Source organism: Methylobacterium adhaesivum, from assembly GCF_022179065.1.
GTDB lineage: Bacteria > Pseudomonadota > Alphaproteobacteria > Rhizobiales > Beijerinckiaceae > Methylobacterium > Methylobacterium adhaesivum.
On sequence record NZ_BPQD01000007.1, the window covers coordinates 279779 to 296942 of the forward strand.

Below are 17164 nucleotides of genomic sequence, written 5' to 3' on the forward strand. Positions count from 1 at the left end.
GCGGGCGCTCCCGTTCTTATCCGCGACCATCAGTGTCCGACCTTGGGCAGGCCGGCGAGCATGTACCAGCTGATGAGGCCGGCAACCCCGACGAGCATGACGAAGGCGTAGTGGTAGACGTAGCCGGTCTGGAGCCGGACCACACCGCGCGTGACGTCCATGACACGCGTGGCGATGCCGTCCGGCCCCATGCCGTCGATGACCCGCCCGTCGCCCTCCTTCCAGAGGAACTTGCCGAAGTCCTTGGCCGGCCGGACGAAGATCCGGTCGTAGAGTTCGTCGAAGTACCACTTGTTGAGCAGAAACCGGTACAGGCTCGGCTGTTGGGCGGCGAGCTGCCCCGGCAGTTCGGGCCGGCGGATGTACATCCAGAACGCCAGGACGAACCCCACCAGCATCATGATGAAGGGCGCGTAGCTCACGAGGGCCGGCACGTGGTGGATGTCGTGCATGATGTGGTTGTCGGGGCCGTGGCCCAGCGAATGCCCCCAGAAGCGATCCATGCCCTCGCCGATGAAGCGGTTCTTGAAGATCAGGCCGGCGAACAGAGCGCCGAAGGCGAGGATGCCGAGCGGAATCGTCATCACGAGGGGGCTCTCGTGCGGCGTGTGGGCGTGGTCGTGATGCTCGATCGCGCTGTGCGAGGCCGGCTCGACGTCGTGGCCGTGGTCGTCGTGGGCGACGCCCTCATGATGCCCCGGCGCGCCATCGGCCTGCGTCGCCGCATGCGCCACGGCGTGATGTTCGTCGTGGTGCGCGGCGCCGTGACTTGCGCCGTGGCCTGCCCAACGCGCCGGCCCCTCGAAGGTGAGGAAGAAGAGGCGCCAGGAATAGAACGAGGTCATCAGGGCCGCGATGACGGTACAGAGGAACGCCAGGGTATGGCCCGGCCGGGTCGAGGCATAAGCCGCCTCGATGATCGCGTCCTTGGAGTAGTAGCCGGACGTGAACGGGAAGCCGATGAGCGCGAGCGTCCCGATGGTCATCATCGCCGTGGTGAACGGGATGTAGCGGCGCAGATTTCCCATGTTCCGCATGTCCTGCTCGTGGTGCATCGCGTGGATGACCGAGCCGGCGCCGAGGAACAGCAGCGCCTTGAAGAAGGCGTGGGTGAAGAGGTGGAACACGCCGGCCGAGTAGGCGCCGACGCCGAGCGCCACGAACATGTAGCCGAGCTGCGAGCAGGTCGAGTAGGCGATCACCCGCTTGATGTCGTTCTGGACGAGGCCGACGGTGGCGGCGAAGAACGCCGTGATGGCGCCGATGACCGTGACCACGATCAAGGCGTTCGGGGCGAGTTCGAACAGCGGAGACAGGCGCGCCACCATGAACACGCCGGCCGTCACCATGGTGGCGGCATGGATGAGGGCCGAGACCGGGGTCGGGCCCTCCATGGCGTCGGGCAGCCAGGTGTGGAGCAGGAACTGCGCCGACTTGCCCATGGCGCCCATGAACAGCAGCAGGCAGGCGAGGGTCCAGACGCTCCAGTCGTAGCCGAGGAAATGGAAGGTCGCGTCCTTGATCTCGGCGGCGCGGGCGAAGATCCCGTCGAAGGCCACCGAGCCCGTGAGGACGAAGACGAGGAAGATGCCCAGCGAGAAGCCGAAATCGCCGACGCGATTGACGATGAAGGCCTTCATGGCCGCGGCATTGGCCGAAGGCTTCTCGTACCAGAAGCCGATGAGCAGGTAGGAGGCGAGGCCGACGCCCTCCCAGCCGAAGAACATCTGCACGAGGTTGTCGGCGGTCACCAGCATCAGCATGGCGAAGGTGAACAGCGACAGGTAGGCGAAGAAGCGCGGCCGGTGCGGATCCTCTTCCATGTAGCCGATGGAGTAGAGGTGGACGAGGGTGGAGACCGAGGTCACCACCACGAGCATCACGGCCGTGAGGGTGTCGATGCGAAAGGCCCAGTCGACCACGAGGTCGCCGGCGGTGAACCACGTCGCGACCTGGACCCGCGTGGCGTGGTCCGTGCCCGGAATGTCCAGGAACACGCCCCAGGACAGCAGCGCCGAGAAGGCGAGGAATCCAGTGGTGACGGCCTCGCAGAGCTTCGGGCCGAGCTGGCGGCCGAACAGGCCGGCGAGCAGGGCGCCGATGAGCGGGAAGAAGACGATCGCGTGATACATCGCTGGCTTGTCCGGCCTCCTGGGTCGTGCCCGGCCCCGCGCCCTGCGCGGAGCCTCGCGAACGAGCCCTGTCTTCGTGTCACCGCGCGGGGCCGGTGGCGGCCCCGTTCGGTCGGGTCTTGCGTCCGGGGCGCGCTCAGCCCTTCATCATGTTCACGTCCTCGACCGCGATGGAGCCGCGGTTGCGGAAGAACACGACGAGGATGGCGAGGCCGATGGCGGCTTCGGCCGCCGCCACGGTGAGCACGAACAGGGCGAAGACCTGGCCGGTGATGTCGTTGAGATGGGTCGAGAACGCCACGAGGTTGATGTTCACCGCGAGCAGGATCAGCTCCACGGACATCAGGATGACGATGACGTTCTTGCGGTTGATGAAGATGCCGAGCACCCCGAGGGTGAACAGGATCGCCGCGACTGTGAGATAATGGCTCAGGCCGATCATCGGATGATTCCCCCGTGGTCCGGCATCAGACTTCCACGCCCTGGCGCGAGGGCACCTTGCGGGTCTCCACCGCGTCCGCCTGGGTACGCGCGTTCTGCACGGCGATGTTCTGGCGCTTCACACCGGGGCGGTCGCGCAGGGTGAGCACGATGGCGCCGATCATGGCGGTGAGCAGGATCATGCCGGCGAGCTGGAAGTAGAAGACGTAATCCGTGTAGAGCACCCGGCCCAGCGCCTGGGTGTTGGTGACGCCTTCGGCACTGGCCAGGGGCCCGAGGGGGGCCTGGAGCAGATCGGGATCGATGCTCCATGAGCCGACCACGAGGACGAGCTCGATGAGGAAGATCGCGCCGATGAGCGCGCCGATGGGCAGGTAGCGCTGGAAGCCCTGGCGCAGCTGCGCGAAGTCCACGTCGAGCATCATCACGACGAAGAGGAACAGCACTGCGACGGCGCCGACATAGACCACCACGAGGATCATCGCGAGGAACTCGGCGCCCATCATCACGAAGAGGCCGGCGGCGTTCACGAAGGCCAGGATGAGGTACAGCACCGAGGCGACGGGATTGCGCGAGGCGATCACCATGAACCCCGAAGCGACGGTCACGCCGGCGAACAGGTAGAAGAAGGCTGCGGCTGCACTCATGCGATTGTGGAGATCAGCCGCCCCGAGGACAGCCCCTTCTGCCGTTGATTCGTCCATGGCCCGTGCAGGCCGCCCGCAGGTCCGGTCGGACCACCCGCGGGGCGGGGTTCAGGCCGCCCGTCTATAGAACCCGCCCCTGCGGTGCACAACCGCGGAGCGGTGCCGTCTCACCGGTAAGGCGCGTCGACGGCGAGATTCCGCGCGATCTCGCGCTCCCACCGGTCCCCGTTCAGGAGAAGCTTTTCCTTGTCGTAGAGGAGCTCCTCGCGGGTCTCCACGGAGAATTCGAGGTTCGGCCCCTCGACGATGGCATCCACCGGGCAGGCCTCCTGGCACATGCCGCAATAGATGCATTTCACCATGTCGATGTCGTAGCGCGTGGTGCGCCGCGTGCCGTCGTTGCGGCGGGGGCCCGCCTCGATGGTGATGGCCTGGGCGGGGCAGATCGCCTCGCACAACTTGCACGCGATACAGCGCTCCTCGCCGTTGGGATAACGGCGCAGGGCGTGCTCGCCCCGGAAGCGCGGGCCGCGATGGCCCATCTCGAAGGGGTAGTTGATGGTGGCCTTCGGCTTGAAGAAGTAGCGCATGGCGAGGGCGAACCCCGTCACGAACTCCTTGAGCAGAAGGCTCTTGGCGACCTGATCGAGCTTCATGCCGCGATCTCCCTGTGGGTGATGTCAGGCGCCCGGCGCGAGACCGGTGAGCTTGAGAACGAAGGCGACGACGACGACCGACACGAGGGAGAGCGGAAGGAACACCTTCCAGCCCAGCCGCATGAGCTGGTCGTAGCGATACCGGGGCACCATGGCCTTCACCATGGCGATCATGAAGAACAGGAAGCTCGCCTTCAGGGCGAACCAGATCAGGCCCGGCACCCAGGTGAAGGGCGCGAAGGGAATAGGCGACAGCCAGCCACCGAGGAACAGCACCGTGCCCAGCGCGCACATGGTCATGATCGCCACGTACTCGCCGAGCATGAACAGCAGGTAGGGCGTCGAGGAATACTCGACCATGTAGCCCGCCACGAGCTCCGATTCGGCCTCAGGCAGATCGAAGGGCGGGCGGTTGGTCTCGGCGAGGGCCGAGATGAAGAACACGACGAACATCGGGAACAGCCACAGCCAGTACCAGCCCAGGATCCCGAGGCTGGTGTCCTGCGCCATGACGATGCGCGAGAGGTTGAGCGAGCCGGCGCAGAGCAGCACGCAGATGATCACGAACCCGAGGCTGACCTCATAGGAGATCATCTGGGCGGCGGACCGCAGGGCGCCGAGGAACGCGTATTTCGAGTTCGACGCCCAGCCGCCCATGAGTACGCCGTAAACGCCCAAGGACGAGATGGCGAAGATGTAGGTGATGCCGACGTTCAGGTCGGCCAGCGCCCAGCCTTCGGCCAAGGGAATCACCGCCCAGGCGGCGAGGGCGAGCGTCGCGAAGACCAGGGGGGCGAGGAGGAACAGCCCCTTGTTGGCGCCGGCCGGAATCACCGGCTCCTTCAGAACGAACTTCAGGAGATCGGCGAAGGACTGGAACAGTCCCCAGGGCCCGACGACGTTGGGGCCGCGCCGCAGCTGCACCGCCGCCCAGATCTTGCGGTCGGCGAGCAGAGCGTAGGCGATGAAGACGAGCAGCAGGGCCAGGAGCACGAAGCTCTTGAGGGCCATGAGCAGGACGGCACCGAGGGCTTCCCAGAAGGTCATCGCAGGAAATCCCTATTCGGCGGCTTCGAGGCCGCGCACGCGGGCGAGGCTCGAGCATTCGGCGAGGACCCGCGAGGCGCGGGCGATCGCGTTGGTGAGGTAGAAGTCGGGCACGGCCGATACGAAAGCAGCGCGGTCGGGCGTGCCGCCACGGCCAGCCAGGGTCGCGACCGTCGCCACGCCGTCGCTCGGCGCCACGGCGTCAAGGGCGGCGAAGTGCGGATGCGCGCCATAGAGGGTCCGGCGCAAGGCGACCAGCGAATCGAACGGCAGGCGGTGGCCGAGCACATCCGACAGGGCGCGCAGGATCGCCCAATCCTCGCGGGCATCGCCCGGCGGGAAGCCGGCGCGGTTGGTCATCTGCACCCGGCCTTCGAGGTTGACGAAGGTCGCGCACTTCTCGGTGTAGGCGGCGCCCGGCAGAACCACGTCGGCGCGGGTCGCGCCCCGGTCGCCGTGGGTGCCCTGGTAGATCACGAAGGCACCCGGCGCGATCTCGACCTCGTCGGCACCGAGGTTGAACAGCACGTCGAGGGCGCCAGCACCCGTCATCGCCGCGAGGTCGAGCCCCCCCTCCCCCGGCACGAAACCGAGATCGAGGGCGCCGACGCGGGCGGCCGCCGTCTGCAGCACGCCGAAACCGTTCCACTCCGTCGTGACGGCGCCGATGTCCCGGGCCAGCGTCGCGGCGGCCGAGAGGATGGTAGCGCCGTCCGGACGGGCGAGCGCCCCCATGCCGACGATGACGAGGGGACGGCTCGCGGCCTTGAGCACCTCGGCGAAGCTGTGGCGTCCGGCGGCGATCTCCGCGAGGGTGTCCGGGCCGGCGCCGAGATAGGTGTGGGGGTAGGTGAGGTCCACCGCTTCCCCGATGAGGCCGACGGCGAGCGGCGCCATGCGCCAGCGCTTGCGGATGCGGACGTTGAGGAGCGAAGCCTCCAGGCGCGGATTGGTGCCGACCAGCAGAATCGCATCGGCGTCCTCAATCCCCGGGATCGTGGCTCCGAGAGTGTAGGAAGCCCGGCCCCAGGCCGGATCGAGGCGTTCGCCCGCCTGCCGGCAGTCGAGGTTCGTCACCCCAAGGGCCGTCATCAGGGATTTCAGGGCGAACGTCTCCTCGACGCCCGCGAGATCACCCACGATGGCGCCGATGCGCTTCGGGTCGGTGCCCTTCACCCGCGCGGCGATGGCGGCGAACGCCTCGCCCCACGAAGCCGGGCGCAGGCGGCCGTTCTCGCGCAGATACGGCCGGTCGAGGCGCTGCAGCCGCAGTCCGTCGACGGCGTGGCGGGTCTTGTCGGAGATCCACTCCTCGTTGACCGCCTCGTTGATACGCGGCTCGATCTGAATGACCTCGCGGCCCTTGGCGTCGACCCGGATGGCGCAGCCCACCGCATCCATCACGTCGACGGATTCGGTCTTCGACAGCTCCCAGGGACGGACCTCGTAGCTCTGCGGCTTGTGGACGAGGGCGCCCACGGGGCAGAGATCGGCGACGTTGCCCTGCAGTTCCGAGCCCATGGCGGATTCGAGGTAGCTCGTGATCTCCATGTCCTCGCCACGCCCGATGGCGCCGAGATCCGGCACGCCGGCGACTTCCGCGAGGAAGCGGACGCAGCGCGTGCAGTGAATGCAGCGGTTCATGGCCGTGCGCACGAGGGGGCCGATGTACTTCTCTTCTACGGCGCGCTTGTTCTCGCCGTAGCGGGTCGAATCGACTCCGTAGGCCATGGCCTGATCCTGCAGGTCGCAATGGCCGCCCTGGTCGCAGATCGGGCAGTCGAGGGGGTGGTTGATGAGGAGGAACTCCATCACCCCCTCGCGGGCCTTCTTCGTGGTTCCCGAGCGCGTCAGCACCTCCGGCGGCTCGCCGTTGGGGCCGGGCCGGCAATCCTTCACCGCGTAGGCGCAGGAGGCCACGGGCTTCGGCGCGCCCTTCAGCTCGACCAAACACATGCGGCAATTGCCGGCGATGGACAGCCGCTCATGGAAGCAGAAGCGCGGGATCTCCGCGCCCGCGGCTTCGCACGCCTGGAGCAGCGTGTACTCGGCGGGGACATCGACCTCGGTGCCGTCGACGACGATCTTGGTCATGCGTGGGTCTCGGGTTCGAATACGGGTGGGTGCTGGCGGCGGGTCACCTCGCCGCAGGGGCGGATGGCTCCACCGCCGTGGCGGATCACTCCGCCGCCATCGGCACCGGGTCGGAATGCGGGTTGGCGCTGTACCGGTCGATCCGCTTCTCGATCTCGGGCCGGAAGTGCCGGATCAGACCCTGGATCGGCCACGCGGCGGCGTCGCCCAGCGCGCAGATGGTGTGGCCCTCGATCTGCTTCGTCACGTCGAGGAGCATGTCGATCTCGCGGCGCTGGGCCCGGCCCTCGGCCATGCGCAGCATCACCCGCCACATCCAGCCGGTGCCCTCGCGGCACGGAGTGCACTGGCCGCAGCTCTCGTGCTTGTAGAAATACGCGATGCGGGCGATGGCCGCGACGATGTCGGTGGACTTGTCGAGGACGATGACCGCCGCCGTGCCGAGGCCGGAGCCGAGGCCGCGCAGGGTGTCGAAGTCCATCTTGGCGTCGATGATCTGCTCGGCCGGCACCAGGGGCACCGAGGAGCCGCCGGGGATCGAGCAGAGCAGGTTGTCCCAGCCACCCCGCATGCCGCCGCAATGCCGGTCGATGAGCTCGCGGAAGGTGATCCCGAGCTCTTCCTCGACGTTGCAGGGCTTGTTGACGTGTCCCGAGACGCAGAACAGCTTGGTGCCGGTGTTGTTCTTGCCACCGAGCCCCGCGAACCACGCGCCGCCCCGGCGCAGGATGGTGCCGGCGACCGCGATGGACTCGACGTTGTTCACCGTCGTCGGGCAGCCGTAGAGGCCCATATTGGCCGGGAACGGCGGCTTCAGGCGCGGCATGCCCTTCTTGCCCTCGAGGCTCTCAAGGAGCGCCGTCTCCTCGCCGCAGATATAGGCCCCGGCGCCGTGGTGGACGTAGATGTCGAACGGGTAGCCGTGAATGTTGTCCTTGCCGACGAGGCGGGCCGCATAGGCTTCATCGACGGCCTTCTGCAGGGCGTGCTTCTCGGCGACGTACTCGCCGCGGATGTAGATGTAGCAGGCATGCGCCGCCATGGAGAACGAGGCCAGCATGCAGCCCTCGATGAGAAGATGCGGATCGTGCCGCATGATCTCACGGTCCTTGCATGTGCCCGGCTCCGACTCGTCGGCATTGACCACGAGGTAATGCGGGCGCCCATCCGACTTCTTCGGCATGAACGACCACTTCAGACCCGTGGGGAAGCCGGCGCCCCCGCGCCCGCGCAGGCCCGACTGCTTCATCTCCTCGATGATCCAATCGCGGCCCATCTCCAGGAGGAACTTGGTGCCGTCCCAAGCACCGCGCTTTTTGGCCTCCTCCAGACCCGGCGAATGCAGGCCGTAGAGGTTGGTGAAGATGCGATCCTGATCGGAGAGCATGCTAGTTCCCCTCGGTCTTCGGAGCGGCGCGCGTCGGCTCGGGCTTCTTCGCAGGCTGCGCCTTCGCCTCGTCCGTGCCTTCGCTCGCCCCCGACGCGACGGGCTGGGGCGGCGGTTCGTTGCGCGGCAGGTCGGATTGCGTGCCGGCCTCGGCGCCGGCCGCCTCGGCCCGCGCCACCGTGTCGACCGGGGGCGGCGTCGGTTCGCCCGGCCGGACCGTAGACTCGGTGCGGTCGGCCGCATCGGTCTGGTCGCCGGACTTCACCGGCGTCTGGCCGGCAGCCGCGCGCTGGGCCGGCGCGTCCGTGGACTGGCCCGAGACGGCGCGGCCGGCATCGGGACGGGCGGGCTTCGGATCCGTCGCGGCGCGCTGCTCGGACGAGGCGGCCTCGGCCTTGCCGGACGGCTCGCTGCTCTCTTCGGCCTTCTTGTCCTCGAAGCGCTGGCGCCAAGCGCCGACGCGCGAGCCGTCGAACAGGGAGGCGTCCGTCAGGGTGTCGGCGCCTCCCTTCGGCTCGGAGGAGGTGCGGCCGACCTGCGAACCGATCTTCACCGGACGCCCGGCCGCGAGATCGTCCATGAGTGCGCCGAGGAGGTCGGGCGTCAGGTCTTCGTAGTAATCCTGGTTGATCTGGGCCATCGGCGCGTTGCAGCAAGCGCCCAGACACTCGACCTCGAGCCAGGAGAAGTTGCCGTCGGCGCTGACATGGCCTGGCGCGCCGAGGCGCTGGTGCAGATAGTCCTTCAATTCGCGGGCGCCGCAGGAATCGCACGGCACCGTGCCGCAGAGCTGGATCCAGAACCGCCCCACGGGCTCGAGGGCGAACATCGTGTAGAAGGTCGCGACTTCGAGGACGCGGATATGCGGCATGCCGAGTTCGTCGGCCACCGCCTCGATGGCCTTCTGCGGCAGCCAGCCACCATTCTGCTCCTGCGCCTTCCACAGGAGCGGAATCACGGCCGAGGCCTGACGGCCTTCCGGGTACTTCTCGATCTGGCCCTTGGCCCATTCGGCGTTCTCGGACGAGAACGCGAAGGCGGCGGGCTGCTCGGCGGCGGGGGCGAGTCTGCGATTGGCCATCAGTCCGAAACCTTGCGTCCCTTCACCGGTCCACTTCGCCGAACACGATATCCAGCGTGCCGAGCACACAGGATACGTCGGCCAGCATGTGGCCCCGGCACATCCAGTCCATGGCCTGGAGGTGGGCGAAGCCCGGAGCGCGGATCTTGCAGCGGTAGGGCTTGTTGGTGCCGTCGGCGACGAGATAGACCCCGAACTCGCCCTTGGGGGCCTCGACGGCGGCGTACACCTCACCGGCGGGCACGTGGAAGCCCTCGGTGTAGAGCTTGAAGTGATGAATGAGCGCCTCCATCGAGCGCTTCATCTCACGGCGCGGCGGCGGCGCGAACTTGCCGTCGGTGGCCGCGATCGGGCCCTGCCCGGCGGGCTCGCGCAGCTTCACGCAGCATTGCCGCATGATCTTCGCGGATTCCCGCATCTCCTCCATGCGGATGACCTGGCGATCGTAGGTGTCGCCGTTCTTCCCCACGGGGACGTCGAACTCCATCTCCTCGTAGCACTCGTAGGGCTGGGATTTACGGAGATCCCACGGGATGCCGGAGCCCCGCACCATCACGCCCGAGAAGCCCCAGGCCATGGCCTCGTCCACGGTGACGATGCCGATGTCGACGTTGCGCTGCTTGAAGATGCGGTTTCCCATGACGAGGTTGTCGAGGTCGTCGACCACCTGGAGGAAGGGGTCGATGAACGCCTCGATGTCGTCGATGAGGGCGGGCGGCAGGTCCTGGTGGACGCCGCCGGGCCGGAAATAGTTGGCGTGGAGGCGGGCCCCACTCGCGCGCTCATAGAAGATCATGAGCTTCTCGCGCTCCTCGAAGCCCCACAGGGGCGGCGTGAGGGCGCCGACGTCCATCGCCTGGGTGGTCACGTTGAGGAGATGCGAGAGGATGCGGCCGATCTCGCAGAACAGCACCCGGATGAGCTGGGCACGGCGCGGAACCTGCAAGCCCAGCAGCTTCTCGATGCCGAGGCAGAAGGCGTGCTCCTGGTTCATCGGCGACACGTAGTCGAGCCGGTCGAAATAGGGCGTCGCCTGCAGATAGGTCTTGTGCTCGATGAGCTTCTCGGTGCCGCGATGGAGCAGGCCGATATGCGGATCGACGCGCTCGACGATCTCGCCGTCGAGTTCGAGCACGAGGCGCAGAACGCCGTGCGCCGCCGGGTGCTGCGGCCCGAAATTGATCGCGAAGTTGCGGATGTTGTGCTCGGTCATGGCCTCGCTCCGCCGCTCAGTGGGATTTCTTCTCGTCGCCCGGGAGCACGTACTCGGTGCCCTCCCACGGCGACAGGAAGTCGAAGTTGCGGAATTCCTGCGTCAGCTTCACGGGTTCGTAGACCACGCGGGCCTCGTCCTGATCGTAGCGGACCTCGACGAACCCGGTCAGCGGGAAGTCCTTGCGCAGGGGGTGCCCCTCGAAGCCGTAATCCGTGAGGAGGCGGCGCAGATCCGGATGGCCCGAGAACAGGATGCCGTAGAGGTCGTAGGTCTCGCGCTCGAACCAGTTCGCCGCCGGGAACACGTCGATGACCGAGGGCACCGAGGTCTGGTCGTCGGTCTGCACCTTCACGCGGATGCGGACGTTATGGCGCAGGGACAGGAGGTGGTAGACCACGTCGAAGCGCTTGGCACGGCTCGGATAATCGGCGCCGCAGATGTCGATGAAGCAGCGGAAGGCGCAGGCCGGATCGTCGCGCAGGTAGGTCAGCGCGTAGACGATGTCGCTCGCCTGCACCACGAGGGTGAGCTCGCCGAACGCGATGGTGCGCTCGACCACCGCCGGGCCGAGGGCGGCGCCGATATGGTCGCTGAGCGTCTGGAGCGCGTCGGGCCCCGAGGGGGCGGCGGTGTGCGCCAGGATGGTGATGCCGTTGCTCATCAGCCCCTCAGCGCTCGATGGTGCCGGTACGGCGGATCTTCTTCTGCAGCAGCAGAACGCCGTACAGAAGCGCCTCGGCGGTCGGAGGGCAGCCCGGAACATAGATGTCAACGGGCACCACCCGGTCGCAGCCGCGAACCACCGAGTAGGAGTAGTGGTAATAGCCGCCGCCGTTGGCGCACGACCCCATGGAGATGACGTAGCGCGGCTCTGGCATCTGGTCGTAGACCTTGCGCAGAGCGGGCGCCATCTTGTTCGTGAGCGTGCCGGCGACGATCATCACGTCGGACTGGCGCGGCGAGCCGCGCGGCGCGAAGCCGAAGCGCTCGCAATCGTAGCGCGGCATCGACATCTGCATCATCTCGACGGCGCAGCACGCCAGCCCGAACGTCATCCACATGAGCGAGCCCGTGCGGGCCCAGTTGATGAGGTCGTCCGTGGAGGTGATGAGGAAGCCGCGATCGGCCAGCTCGCTGTTGATCGACAGGAACGTCGGATCGTCCGCGCCGATGGGCCGCCCCGTGTTGGGGTCGATGATGCCCTTGGGGGCCGGCGCGATGGCCGGGGCTCGGGAGAGGTCGGGGCTGAAGGCCATCGGTTTCTCGGGATCAAGCTTCGGACAGGTCTGCGACGCGACGATTCGGGAGCGTTAGTCCCACTCGAGGGCGCCCTTGCGCCATTCGTAGACGAAGCCGACGGTCAGAACGCCGAGGAAGGCCATCATCGACCACATGCCGAACCAGCCAAGCTCGCCGAACGTGATCGCCCAGGGGAACAGGAACGCGACCTCGAGGTCGAAGATGATGAACAGGATCGCCACGAGATAGAACCGCACGTCGAACTTCATGCGCGCGTCATCGAAGGCGTTGAAGCCGCACTCGTAGGCCGAGAGCTTCTCGGGATCGGGGCTGTTGTAGGCCACGAGGAACGGCGCCACCAGCAAGGCCGCCGCGATGAACAGCGACACGCCGATGAAGACGATGAGGGGCAGATAATCCGCCATCAGGCCGGTCATTCGGGACCTCTCGTGTGCACCGGCGACCGCAATGTCCCGGGGGCGGAACGTCGGATGGAATTGCTCCAATGCCAGACTGCGCCGGCCGGAGGCTTAGACGACCCCCAGAGGTGAAACAAGGGCGGCTCGCGTTGCACAAATCCGCACATGTCACGGAGGTAGGCGCGCGGGAGCAACCGGCAACACGACCGATCCGCGCAGGCACCGATCCAGTCGGTTCTCAGGATAGCGGGGACATCCGTGGTGCGATGCGAAAATCTGATCGCGTTGCGGGGCAGAAAGGAACCATAACCTTGGCCGTGGGTTTCATTCATGTCCCACTCAGGCCGGATCGCGTTAGGTCGACGCATATTCGACCTCAAGGAGACGCCTCGTGCGCATTGCCCAGATTGCTCCGCTCTCGGAGGCGGTACCCCCGAAGTTCTACGGCGGCACCGAGCGCGTCGTGTCCTGGATCACGGAAGAGCTCGTCCGCCAGGGCCACGACGTCACCCTGTTCGCCAGTGGCGATTCGGAGACGTCCGCCAAGCTCGCCGCCTGCGCGCCGGAGGGGCTGCGCCTGCTGGGCTACCGCGATCACACGGCCAGCCACCTCGCGATGCTGCACCACGTGCACAAGCGGGCGCATGAATTCGATGTGCTGCACTTCCACATCGATCTGCTGCAGTACCCGATGTTCGAGGACCTGAACCACAAGTGTGTCACCACGATGCACGGGCGCCTCGACGTACCGGATTTCATGCCGGTCTACCGTACCTTCACGGGCATGCCCCTGGTGTCGATCTCCGACAACCAGCGCGAGCCGATGCCGAAGAACGTGAACTGGGCGTCGACCATCCATCACGGCCTGCCGACCCAGAACTGCCCGTTCCACCCGGAGGCCAAGGGCGGCTACCTCGCCTTCCTCGGCCGCATCTCGCCGGAAAAGCGCCCCGACCGCGCCATCGAGATGGCGATCCGCTCCGGCGTGAAGCTCAAGATCGCCGCGAAAGTCGACAAGGCCGATCAGGATTATTGGGACGAGGTCATCGAGCCGATGATCCACCATCCCCTGATCGAGTTCATCGGCGAGATCAACGAGGAGCAGAAGAAGGACTTCCTCGGCAACGCCCTGGCGCTCGCCTTCCCCATCGACTGGCCGGAGCCCTTCGGCCTTGTGATGATCGAGGCAATGTCCGCCGGTACGCCGGTGATCGCTTTCCGCAACGGCTCCGTGCCGGAAGTGATCGCCGACGGCGTCTCGGGCGTCCTGTGCGATTCCATGGACGACGCCGTCGCGGCCGTCCACACGGTCAAGACCATGAGCCGCGCCGGCGTTCGCCGTCACTTCGAGACGCAGTTCACGGCCAAGCGCATGGTCGAGAAGTACGTCGCCGTCTACGAGAGCCTCCTCGCGGGGCAGAGCGACGTGATCAAGATGCCCCAGGCGGCGAGCTTTTCGCCCCGCTACGGCGACCTGAACGGCTCGGCCCTGGCGGCGATCCCCGTCGCCGCCATGCCGGCCTGATCCACCCTCGACGCAGGTGCGGCGGAGTTCTTCCAGGCGAATGCGGGCCGTTCCCGCGAAATGAGGCGCGCGGGACGGGGTGACGTCCTACGATTGCCGCACTAACTCCCGATCAGAAGGCCGCAGCGTCGCAGACCGCGACGGGCGGCCTTTCGATTCCAGGTCCTATCGCGACCCCCCTCACCAATCCGGAGACGCTCGGGCATGGCGGCTGACACTTCCACGGCAGATGCAGGACAAGCACCCGACCCGGTGAGCGGACCGTCGCGCCATGGCTTCCAGGACGCGGACGCGGTCCTGCCGCAGTACCATATCGAAGCCCAGACCTCCCTCGTCGAGCGGCCCTTGCGCTCCCTGAAGTACGGCGAGGCCTTCGCCGTCCTCGACAGCTACGGCGACATCGGCGTGCTGCCCGGCCCCGAGGGCCTGTATTTTCAGGACACGCGCTACCTCTCGCGCCTGCACTTCACCATCGAGGACCAGCGCCCCTTGCTCCTGTCCTCGGTGATGCAGGACGACAACGGCGCGCTCAGCGTCGACATGACGACGCCCGACATCCGCATCGACGCCCATGACGAGACCACGATCCCGCGTGAGCTCATCGCCATCGAGCGCACCAAGTTCCTGTTCAAGGGGGCGTGCTACGACCGGATCGGCCTACGCAACTACGATTCGCGCCACTGGAAGCTCAGGATCGGCGTGACCTTCGACGCCGACTTCCGCGATCTCTTCGAGGTTCGCGGCATGGATCGGCCGCAGCGAGGCAAGCGCAGCGTCCAAGTGGCGAGCGAGTCCGAGGTGCAGTTCCGCTATGTCGGCCTCGACGAGGTGGTGCGCACGACGAGCCTGCATTTCGGACCGAAGCCGGCGCAGATCGAGCCGGGCAAGGTGAGTTTCGAGGTCTCGCTGCCGCCGGGCGGGCGGGCCTCGCTGTTCATCCGCACGGTGTTCGAATCGCACCGGGCCTTCACCAGCGCGCCAGCCGCCGAGAAGGTCGGCGAGGACGCGGCCGCCGGGCTCTCGCACGCCGCCGGCTCCTCCGCCACGGCCCGCCACCCCAAGGGGCTCGCCGAGGGCGTGATCTTCGCCCGTGCCTACCGCGATTCGCGCCGGGATCTGCGCCAGCTCACCGCGGGCATCACCACGATCATCTCGTCGAACGATCAGTTCAACGAGGCCGCCTGCCGTGCCACCGCCGACCTCTACATGCTGGCGAGCCGCACGCCGGAGGGCATCTACCCCTTCGCCGGCATCCCCTGGTACTCGACCGTATTCGGGCGGGACGGCATCATCACGGCGATGATGGCCCTCTGGATCGATCCGAATTTCGGCAAGGGCGTCCTGCGCTATCTGGCTTCGACCCAGGCCAAGGCCGTGGACCCCGCCGCCGACGCCCAGCCTGGCAAGGTGCTGCACGAGACCCGGCGCGGCGAGATGGCGATGCTCGGCGAGGTGCCGTTCCGGCACTATTACGGCACCATCGACGGCACGCCGCTCTTCGTGATGCTGGCGTGGGAATACTACGCCGTCACCGGCGACCGAGCGACCATCGAGCGGATCTGGCCGGACCTCGAACTGGCTCTCGAATGGATGAACACCTACGGCGACCGGGACGGCGACGGTTTCGTCGAATACGCCCGCGACACCGACAAGGGCCTGGAGAACCAGGGCTGGAAGGACAGCCATGATTCGATCTTCCACACCGACGGGAACCTCGCCAAGGGCCCCATCGCGCTGTGCGAGGTCCAGGGCTACGTCTATGCCGCCAAGAACGGCATGGCCAAGCTCGCCAAGCTCCTCGGCCACGCCGATCTGGCCGACCGACTGAAGCGCGAGGCCCGCGACCTGCGCGAGAATTTCGACAAGGCGTTCTGGTGCGAGGCCATCGGCACCTACGCCCTGGCCCTCGACGGCGAGAAGCGGCAATGCGCCGTGCGCTCGTCGAATGCGGGTCACGCCCTGTTCACCGGGATCGCCCTGCCCGAGCGAGCGGCGAGCGTCGCCGCCAATCTCCTGTCGAAGGACGGGTTCAACGGCTGGGGTGTCCGCACCATCGCGCGCGGCGAGGCCCGGTACAATCCAATGTCCTACCACAATGGCTCGATCTGGCCGCATGACAACGCCATGGTGGCCATGGGGCTTGCCCGCTACGACCTGAAGCCGGAGGCGTCGCGGATCTTCGAGGGGATGTTCGACACGGCCCTGTATCAGGAGCAGAAGCGCCTGCCGGAGCTGTTCTGCGGTTTCATGCGGCGGCACCAGCGCGGACCCGTCTCCTATCCGGTGGCCTGCTCGCCGCAGGCTTGGGCGGCGGCGGCGCCCTTTGCGTTCCTCGCCGCCTGCATGGGCCTGGAACTGCAGCACGACCGCAACCGCATCCGCTTGCGCAACCCGACACTCCCGGCCTTCCTCGACGGGGTCTCGATCTTCAACCTCAAGCTCGGTGAATCGCGGGTGGACCTGCGGGTCCAGCGCTATGGCGATGACGTTACGGTCAACGTCCTGCGGCGGACTGGGGACGCGCAAGTCTCCGTGGTGAAATAGGGCGTCCTCCGGGTCGCCGGGCCAGACACTTTGGAGCGTCGCACCGGCGATCGACGATCACCGGTGCGTGCCTCCCCCGCGCGCTGCGTAAATCCCGGGCAGCACTCCTGCCCGGCACGAGGGTGTTGCGGGCACGAAAAACGCCGCCCTCCGGTGGAAAGCGGCGTGGATCGATCTCGATGAAGGCGTGTCGCGGTCTAGCGCGGGGCCAGGATCATGATCATCTGGCGTCCTTCGAGCATCGGCTCGCTCTCCACCTTGGCGATCTCCTGGGTCTCGTTCTTGACCCGCTCGAGCAGGCGAAGGCCGATATCCTGGTGGGCCATCTCGCGGCCGCGGAAGCGAAGGGTCACCTTGACCTTGTCGCCTTCCTCGAAGAACCGCACCACGGCCTTCATCTTGGTATCGTAATCGTGCTTGTCGATGCCGGGACGGAGCTTGATCTCCTTGACCTCGACCGTCTTCTGCTTCTTGCGGGCTTCGTTCTGCTTCTTCTGTTCGTTGAAGCGGAAGCGGCCGTAATCGAGAAGCTTACAGACGGGAGGAACGGAGTTGGGCGCGATCTCGACGAGGTCGAGGCCGGCTTCCTCAGCCAACGCGAGGGCGTCGAAGAAGGCGACCACGCCCCGGTTCTGACCGGTGTCGTCGATGAGCTGCACTTCGCGTACGCCACGGATATCCCGGTTGGCGCGCGGCCCGTCCTTCTGCGGGGCCGGCATGGCTCTCATAGGTCTAC

15 protein-coding genes are annotated in these 17164 nt (G+C 66.9%); 2 read left to right on the plus strand and 13 right to left on the minus strand.

Annotated features, from left to right (window positions below; translation table 11 throughout):
- Positions 1-29: 29 nt before the first annotated feature.
- The 12 genes from nuoL to MFF01_RS08750 all read right to left on the minus strand — a co-directional run bounded on the left by nuoL (position 30) and on the right by MFF01_RS08750 (position 12377).
- Positions 30-2132, minus strand: a complete 2103-nt coding sequence (nuoL, locus tag MFF01_RS08695; protein WP_238223967.1) for an NADH-quinone oxidoreductase subunit L — start codon at positions 2130-2132, stop codon at positions 30-32.
- Positions 2133-2268: 136 nt separating this feature from the next.
- Entirely contained in the window at positions 2269-2574 is a 306-nt protein-coding gene (nuoK, locus tag MFF01_RS08700; RefSeq protein WP_056089088.1) for an NADH-quinone oxidoreductase subunit NuoK, read from the minus strand.
- A gap of 25 nt (positions 2575-2599) precedes the next feature.
- Positions 2600-3220 carry an NADH-quinone oxidoreductase subunit J gene (locus MFF01_RS08705; protein WP_238223968.1) on the minus strand — a complete coding sequence of 207 codons (621 nt, stop codon included), beginning with the start codon at positions 3218-3220 and terminating at the stop codon, positions 2600-2602.
- A 167-nt stretch (positions 3221-3387) separates the two neighbouring features.
- Positions 3388-3876 carry an NADH-quinone oxidoreductase subunit NuoI gene (gene nuoI / locus MFF01_RS08710; protein ID WP_238223969.1) on the minus strand — a complete coding sequence of 163 codons (489 nt, stop codon included), beginning with the start codon at positions 3874-3876 and terminating at the stop codon, positions 3388-3390.
- A gap of 24 nt (positions 3877-3900) precedes the next feature.
- Positions 3901-4923: an NADH-quinone oxidoreductase subunit NuoH gene (nuoH, locus tag MFF01_RS08715; RefSeq protein ID WP_238223970.1), complete on the minus strand. Its 1023-nt coding sequence runs from the start codon at positions 4921-4923 to the stop codon at positions 3901-3903.
- Positions 4924-4935: 12 nt separating this feature from the next.
- Positions 4936-7017 carry an NADH-quinone oxidoreductase subunit NuoG gene (gene nuoG / locus MFF01_RS08720; protein WP_238223973.1) on the minus strand — a complete coding sequence of 694 codons (2082 nt, stop codon included), beginning with the start codon at positions 7015-7017 and terminating at the stop codon, positions 4936-4938.
- Positions 7018-7102: 85 nt separating this feature from the next.
- Positions 7103-8404 (minus strand): NADH-quinone oxidoreductase subunit NuoF, encoded by a 1302-nt coding sequence (gene nuoF, locus MFF01_RS08725; protein WP_238223977.1) that lies wholly within the window; start codon positions 8402-8404, stop codon positions 7103-7105.
- A gap of 1 nt (position 8405) precedes the next feature.
- Positions 8406-9485 carry an NADH-quinone oxidoreductase subunit NuoE gene (gene nuoE / locus MFF01_RS08730; protein ID WP_238223978.1) on the minus strand — a complete coding sequence of 360 codons (1080 nt, stop codon included), beginning with the start codon at positions 9483-9485 and terminating at the stop codon, positions 8406-8408.
- Between the two features lie 22 nt (positions 9486-9507).
- A complete protein-coding gene (locus MFF01_RS08735; RefSeq protein WP_238223980.1) occupies positions 9508-10698 on the minus strand; it encodes an NADH-quinone oxidoreductase subunit D in 1191 nt (396 codons plus the stop codon).
- A gap of 16 nt (positions 10699-10714) precedes the next feature.
- On the minus strand, positions 10715-11362 hold the full coding sequence (locus MFF01_RS08740; protein WP_238223982.1) for an NADH-quinone oxidoreductase subunit C: 648 nt from the start codon (positions 11360-11362) through the stop codon (positions 10715-10717).
- A 7-nt stretch (positions 11363-11369) separates the two neighbouring features.
- Entirely contained in the window at positions 11370-11957 is a 588-nt protein-coding gene (locus MFF01_RS08745; protein ID WP_056089118.1) for a NuoB/complex I 20 kDa subunit family protein, read from the minus strand.
- Between the two features lie 54 nt (positions 11958-12011).
- Positions 12012-12377 (minus strand): NADH-quinone oxidoreductase subunit A, encoded by a 366-nt coding sequence (locus tag MFF01_RS08750; protein WP_056089121.1) that lies wholly within the window; start codon positions 12375-12377, stop codon positions 12012-12014.
- Between the two features lie 373 nt (positions 12378-12750).
- Here MFF01_RS08750 and MFF01_RS08755 point away from each other — a divergent pair, with 373 nt between their 5' ends.
- Complete coding sequence (locus MFF01_RS08755; protein WP_238223984.1) at positions 12751-13884, plus strand: glycosyltransferase family 4 protein; 1134 nt, start codon at positions 12751-12753, stop codon at positions 13882-13884.
- Between the two features lie 204 nt (positions 13885-14088).
- Positions 14089-16428 (plus strand): amylo-alpha-1,6-glucosidase, encoded by a 2340-nt coding sequence (locus MFF01_RS08760; protein ID WP_238223986.1) that lies wholly within the window; start codon positions 14089-14091, stop codon positions 16426-16428.
- 197 nt (positions 16429-16625) lie between these two features.
- On the opposite strand, the gene infC is transcribed toward MFF01_RS08760, so the two are convergent.
- Positions 16626-17147 (minus strand): translation initiation factor IF-3, encoded by a 522-nt coding sequence (infC, locus tag MFF01_RS08765; RefSeq protein ID WP_238223988.1) that lies wholly within the window; start codon positions 17145-17147, stop codon positions 16626-16628.
- Positions 17148-17164: the final 17 nt, after the last annotated feature.

Excerpts from the sequence above, each read along its gene's own strand:
- nuoL (WP_238223967.1), bottom strand. The coding sequence starts at position 2,132 with ATGTATCACGCGATCGTCTTCTTCCCGCTCATCGGCGCCCTGCTCGCC.
- nuoK (WP_056089088.1), bottom strand. The coding sequence starts at position 2,574 with ATGATCGGCCTGAGCCATTATCTCACAGTCGCGGCGATCCTGTTCACC.
- MFF01_RS08705 (WP_238223968.1), bottom strand. The coding sequence starts at position 3,220 with ATGAGTGCAGCCGCAGCCTTCTTCTACCTGTTCGCCGGCGTGACCGTC.
- nuoI (WP_238223969.1), bottom strand. The coding sequence starts at position 3,876 with ATGAAGCTCGATCAGGTCGCCAAGAGCCTTCTGCTCAAGGAGTTCGTG.
- nuoH (WP_238223970.1), bottom strand. The coding sequence starts at position 4,923 with ATGACCTTCTGGGAAGCCCTCGGTGCCGTCCTGCTCATGGCCCTCAAG.
- nuoG (WP_238223973.1), bottom strand. The coding sequence starts at position 7,017 with ATGACCAAGATCGTCGTCGACGGCACCGAGGTCGATGTCCCCGCCGAG.
- nuoF (WP_238223977.1), bottom strand. The coding sequence starts at position 8,404 with ATGCTCTCCGATCAGGATCGCATCTTCACCAACCTCTACGGCCTGCAT.
- nuoE (WP_238223978.1), bottom strand. The coding sequence starts at position 9,485 with ATGGCCAATCGCAGACTCGCCCCCGCCGCCGAGCAGCCCGCCGCCTTC.
- MFF01_RS08735 (WP_238223980.1), bottom strand. The coding sequence starts at position 10,698 with ATGACCGAGCACAACATCCGCAACTTCGCGATCAATTTCGGGCCGCAG.
- MFF01_RS08740 (WP_238223982.1), bottom strand. The coding sequence starts at position 11,362 with ATGAGCAACGGCATCACCATCCTGGCGCACACCGCCGCCCCCTCGGGG.
- MFF01_RS08745 (WP_056089118.1), bottom strand. The coding sequence starts at position 11,957 with ATGGCCTTCAGCCCCGACCTCTCCCGAGCCCCGGCCATCGCGCCGGCC.
- MFF01_RS08750 (WP_056089121.1), bottom strand. The coding sequence starts at position 12,377 with ATGACCGGCCTGATGGCGGATTATCTGCCCCTCATCGTCTTCATCGGC.
- MFF01_RS08760 (WP_238223986.1), top strand. The coding sequence starts at position 14,089 with ATGGCGGCTGACACTTCCACGGCAGATGCAGGACAAGCACCCGACCCG.
- infC (WP_238223988.1), bottom strand. The coding sequence starts at position 17,147 with ATGCCGGCCCCGCAGAAGGACGGGCCGCGCGCCAACCGGGATATCCGT.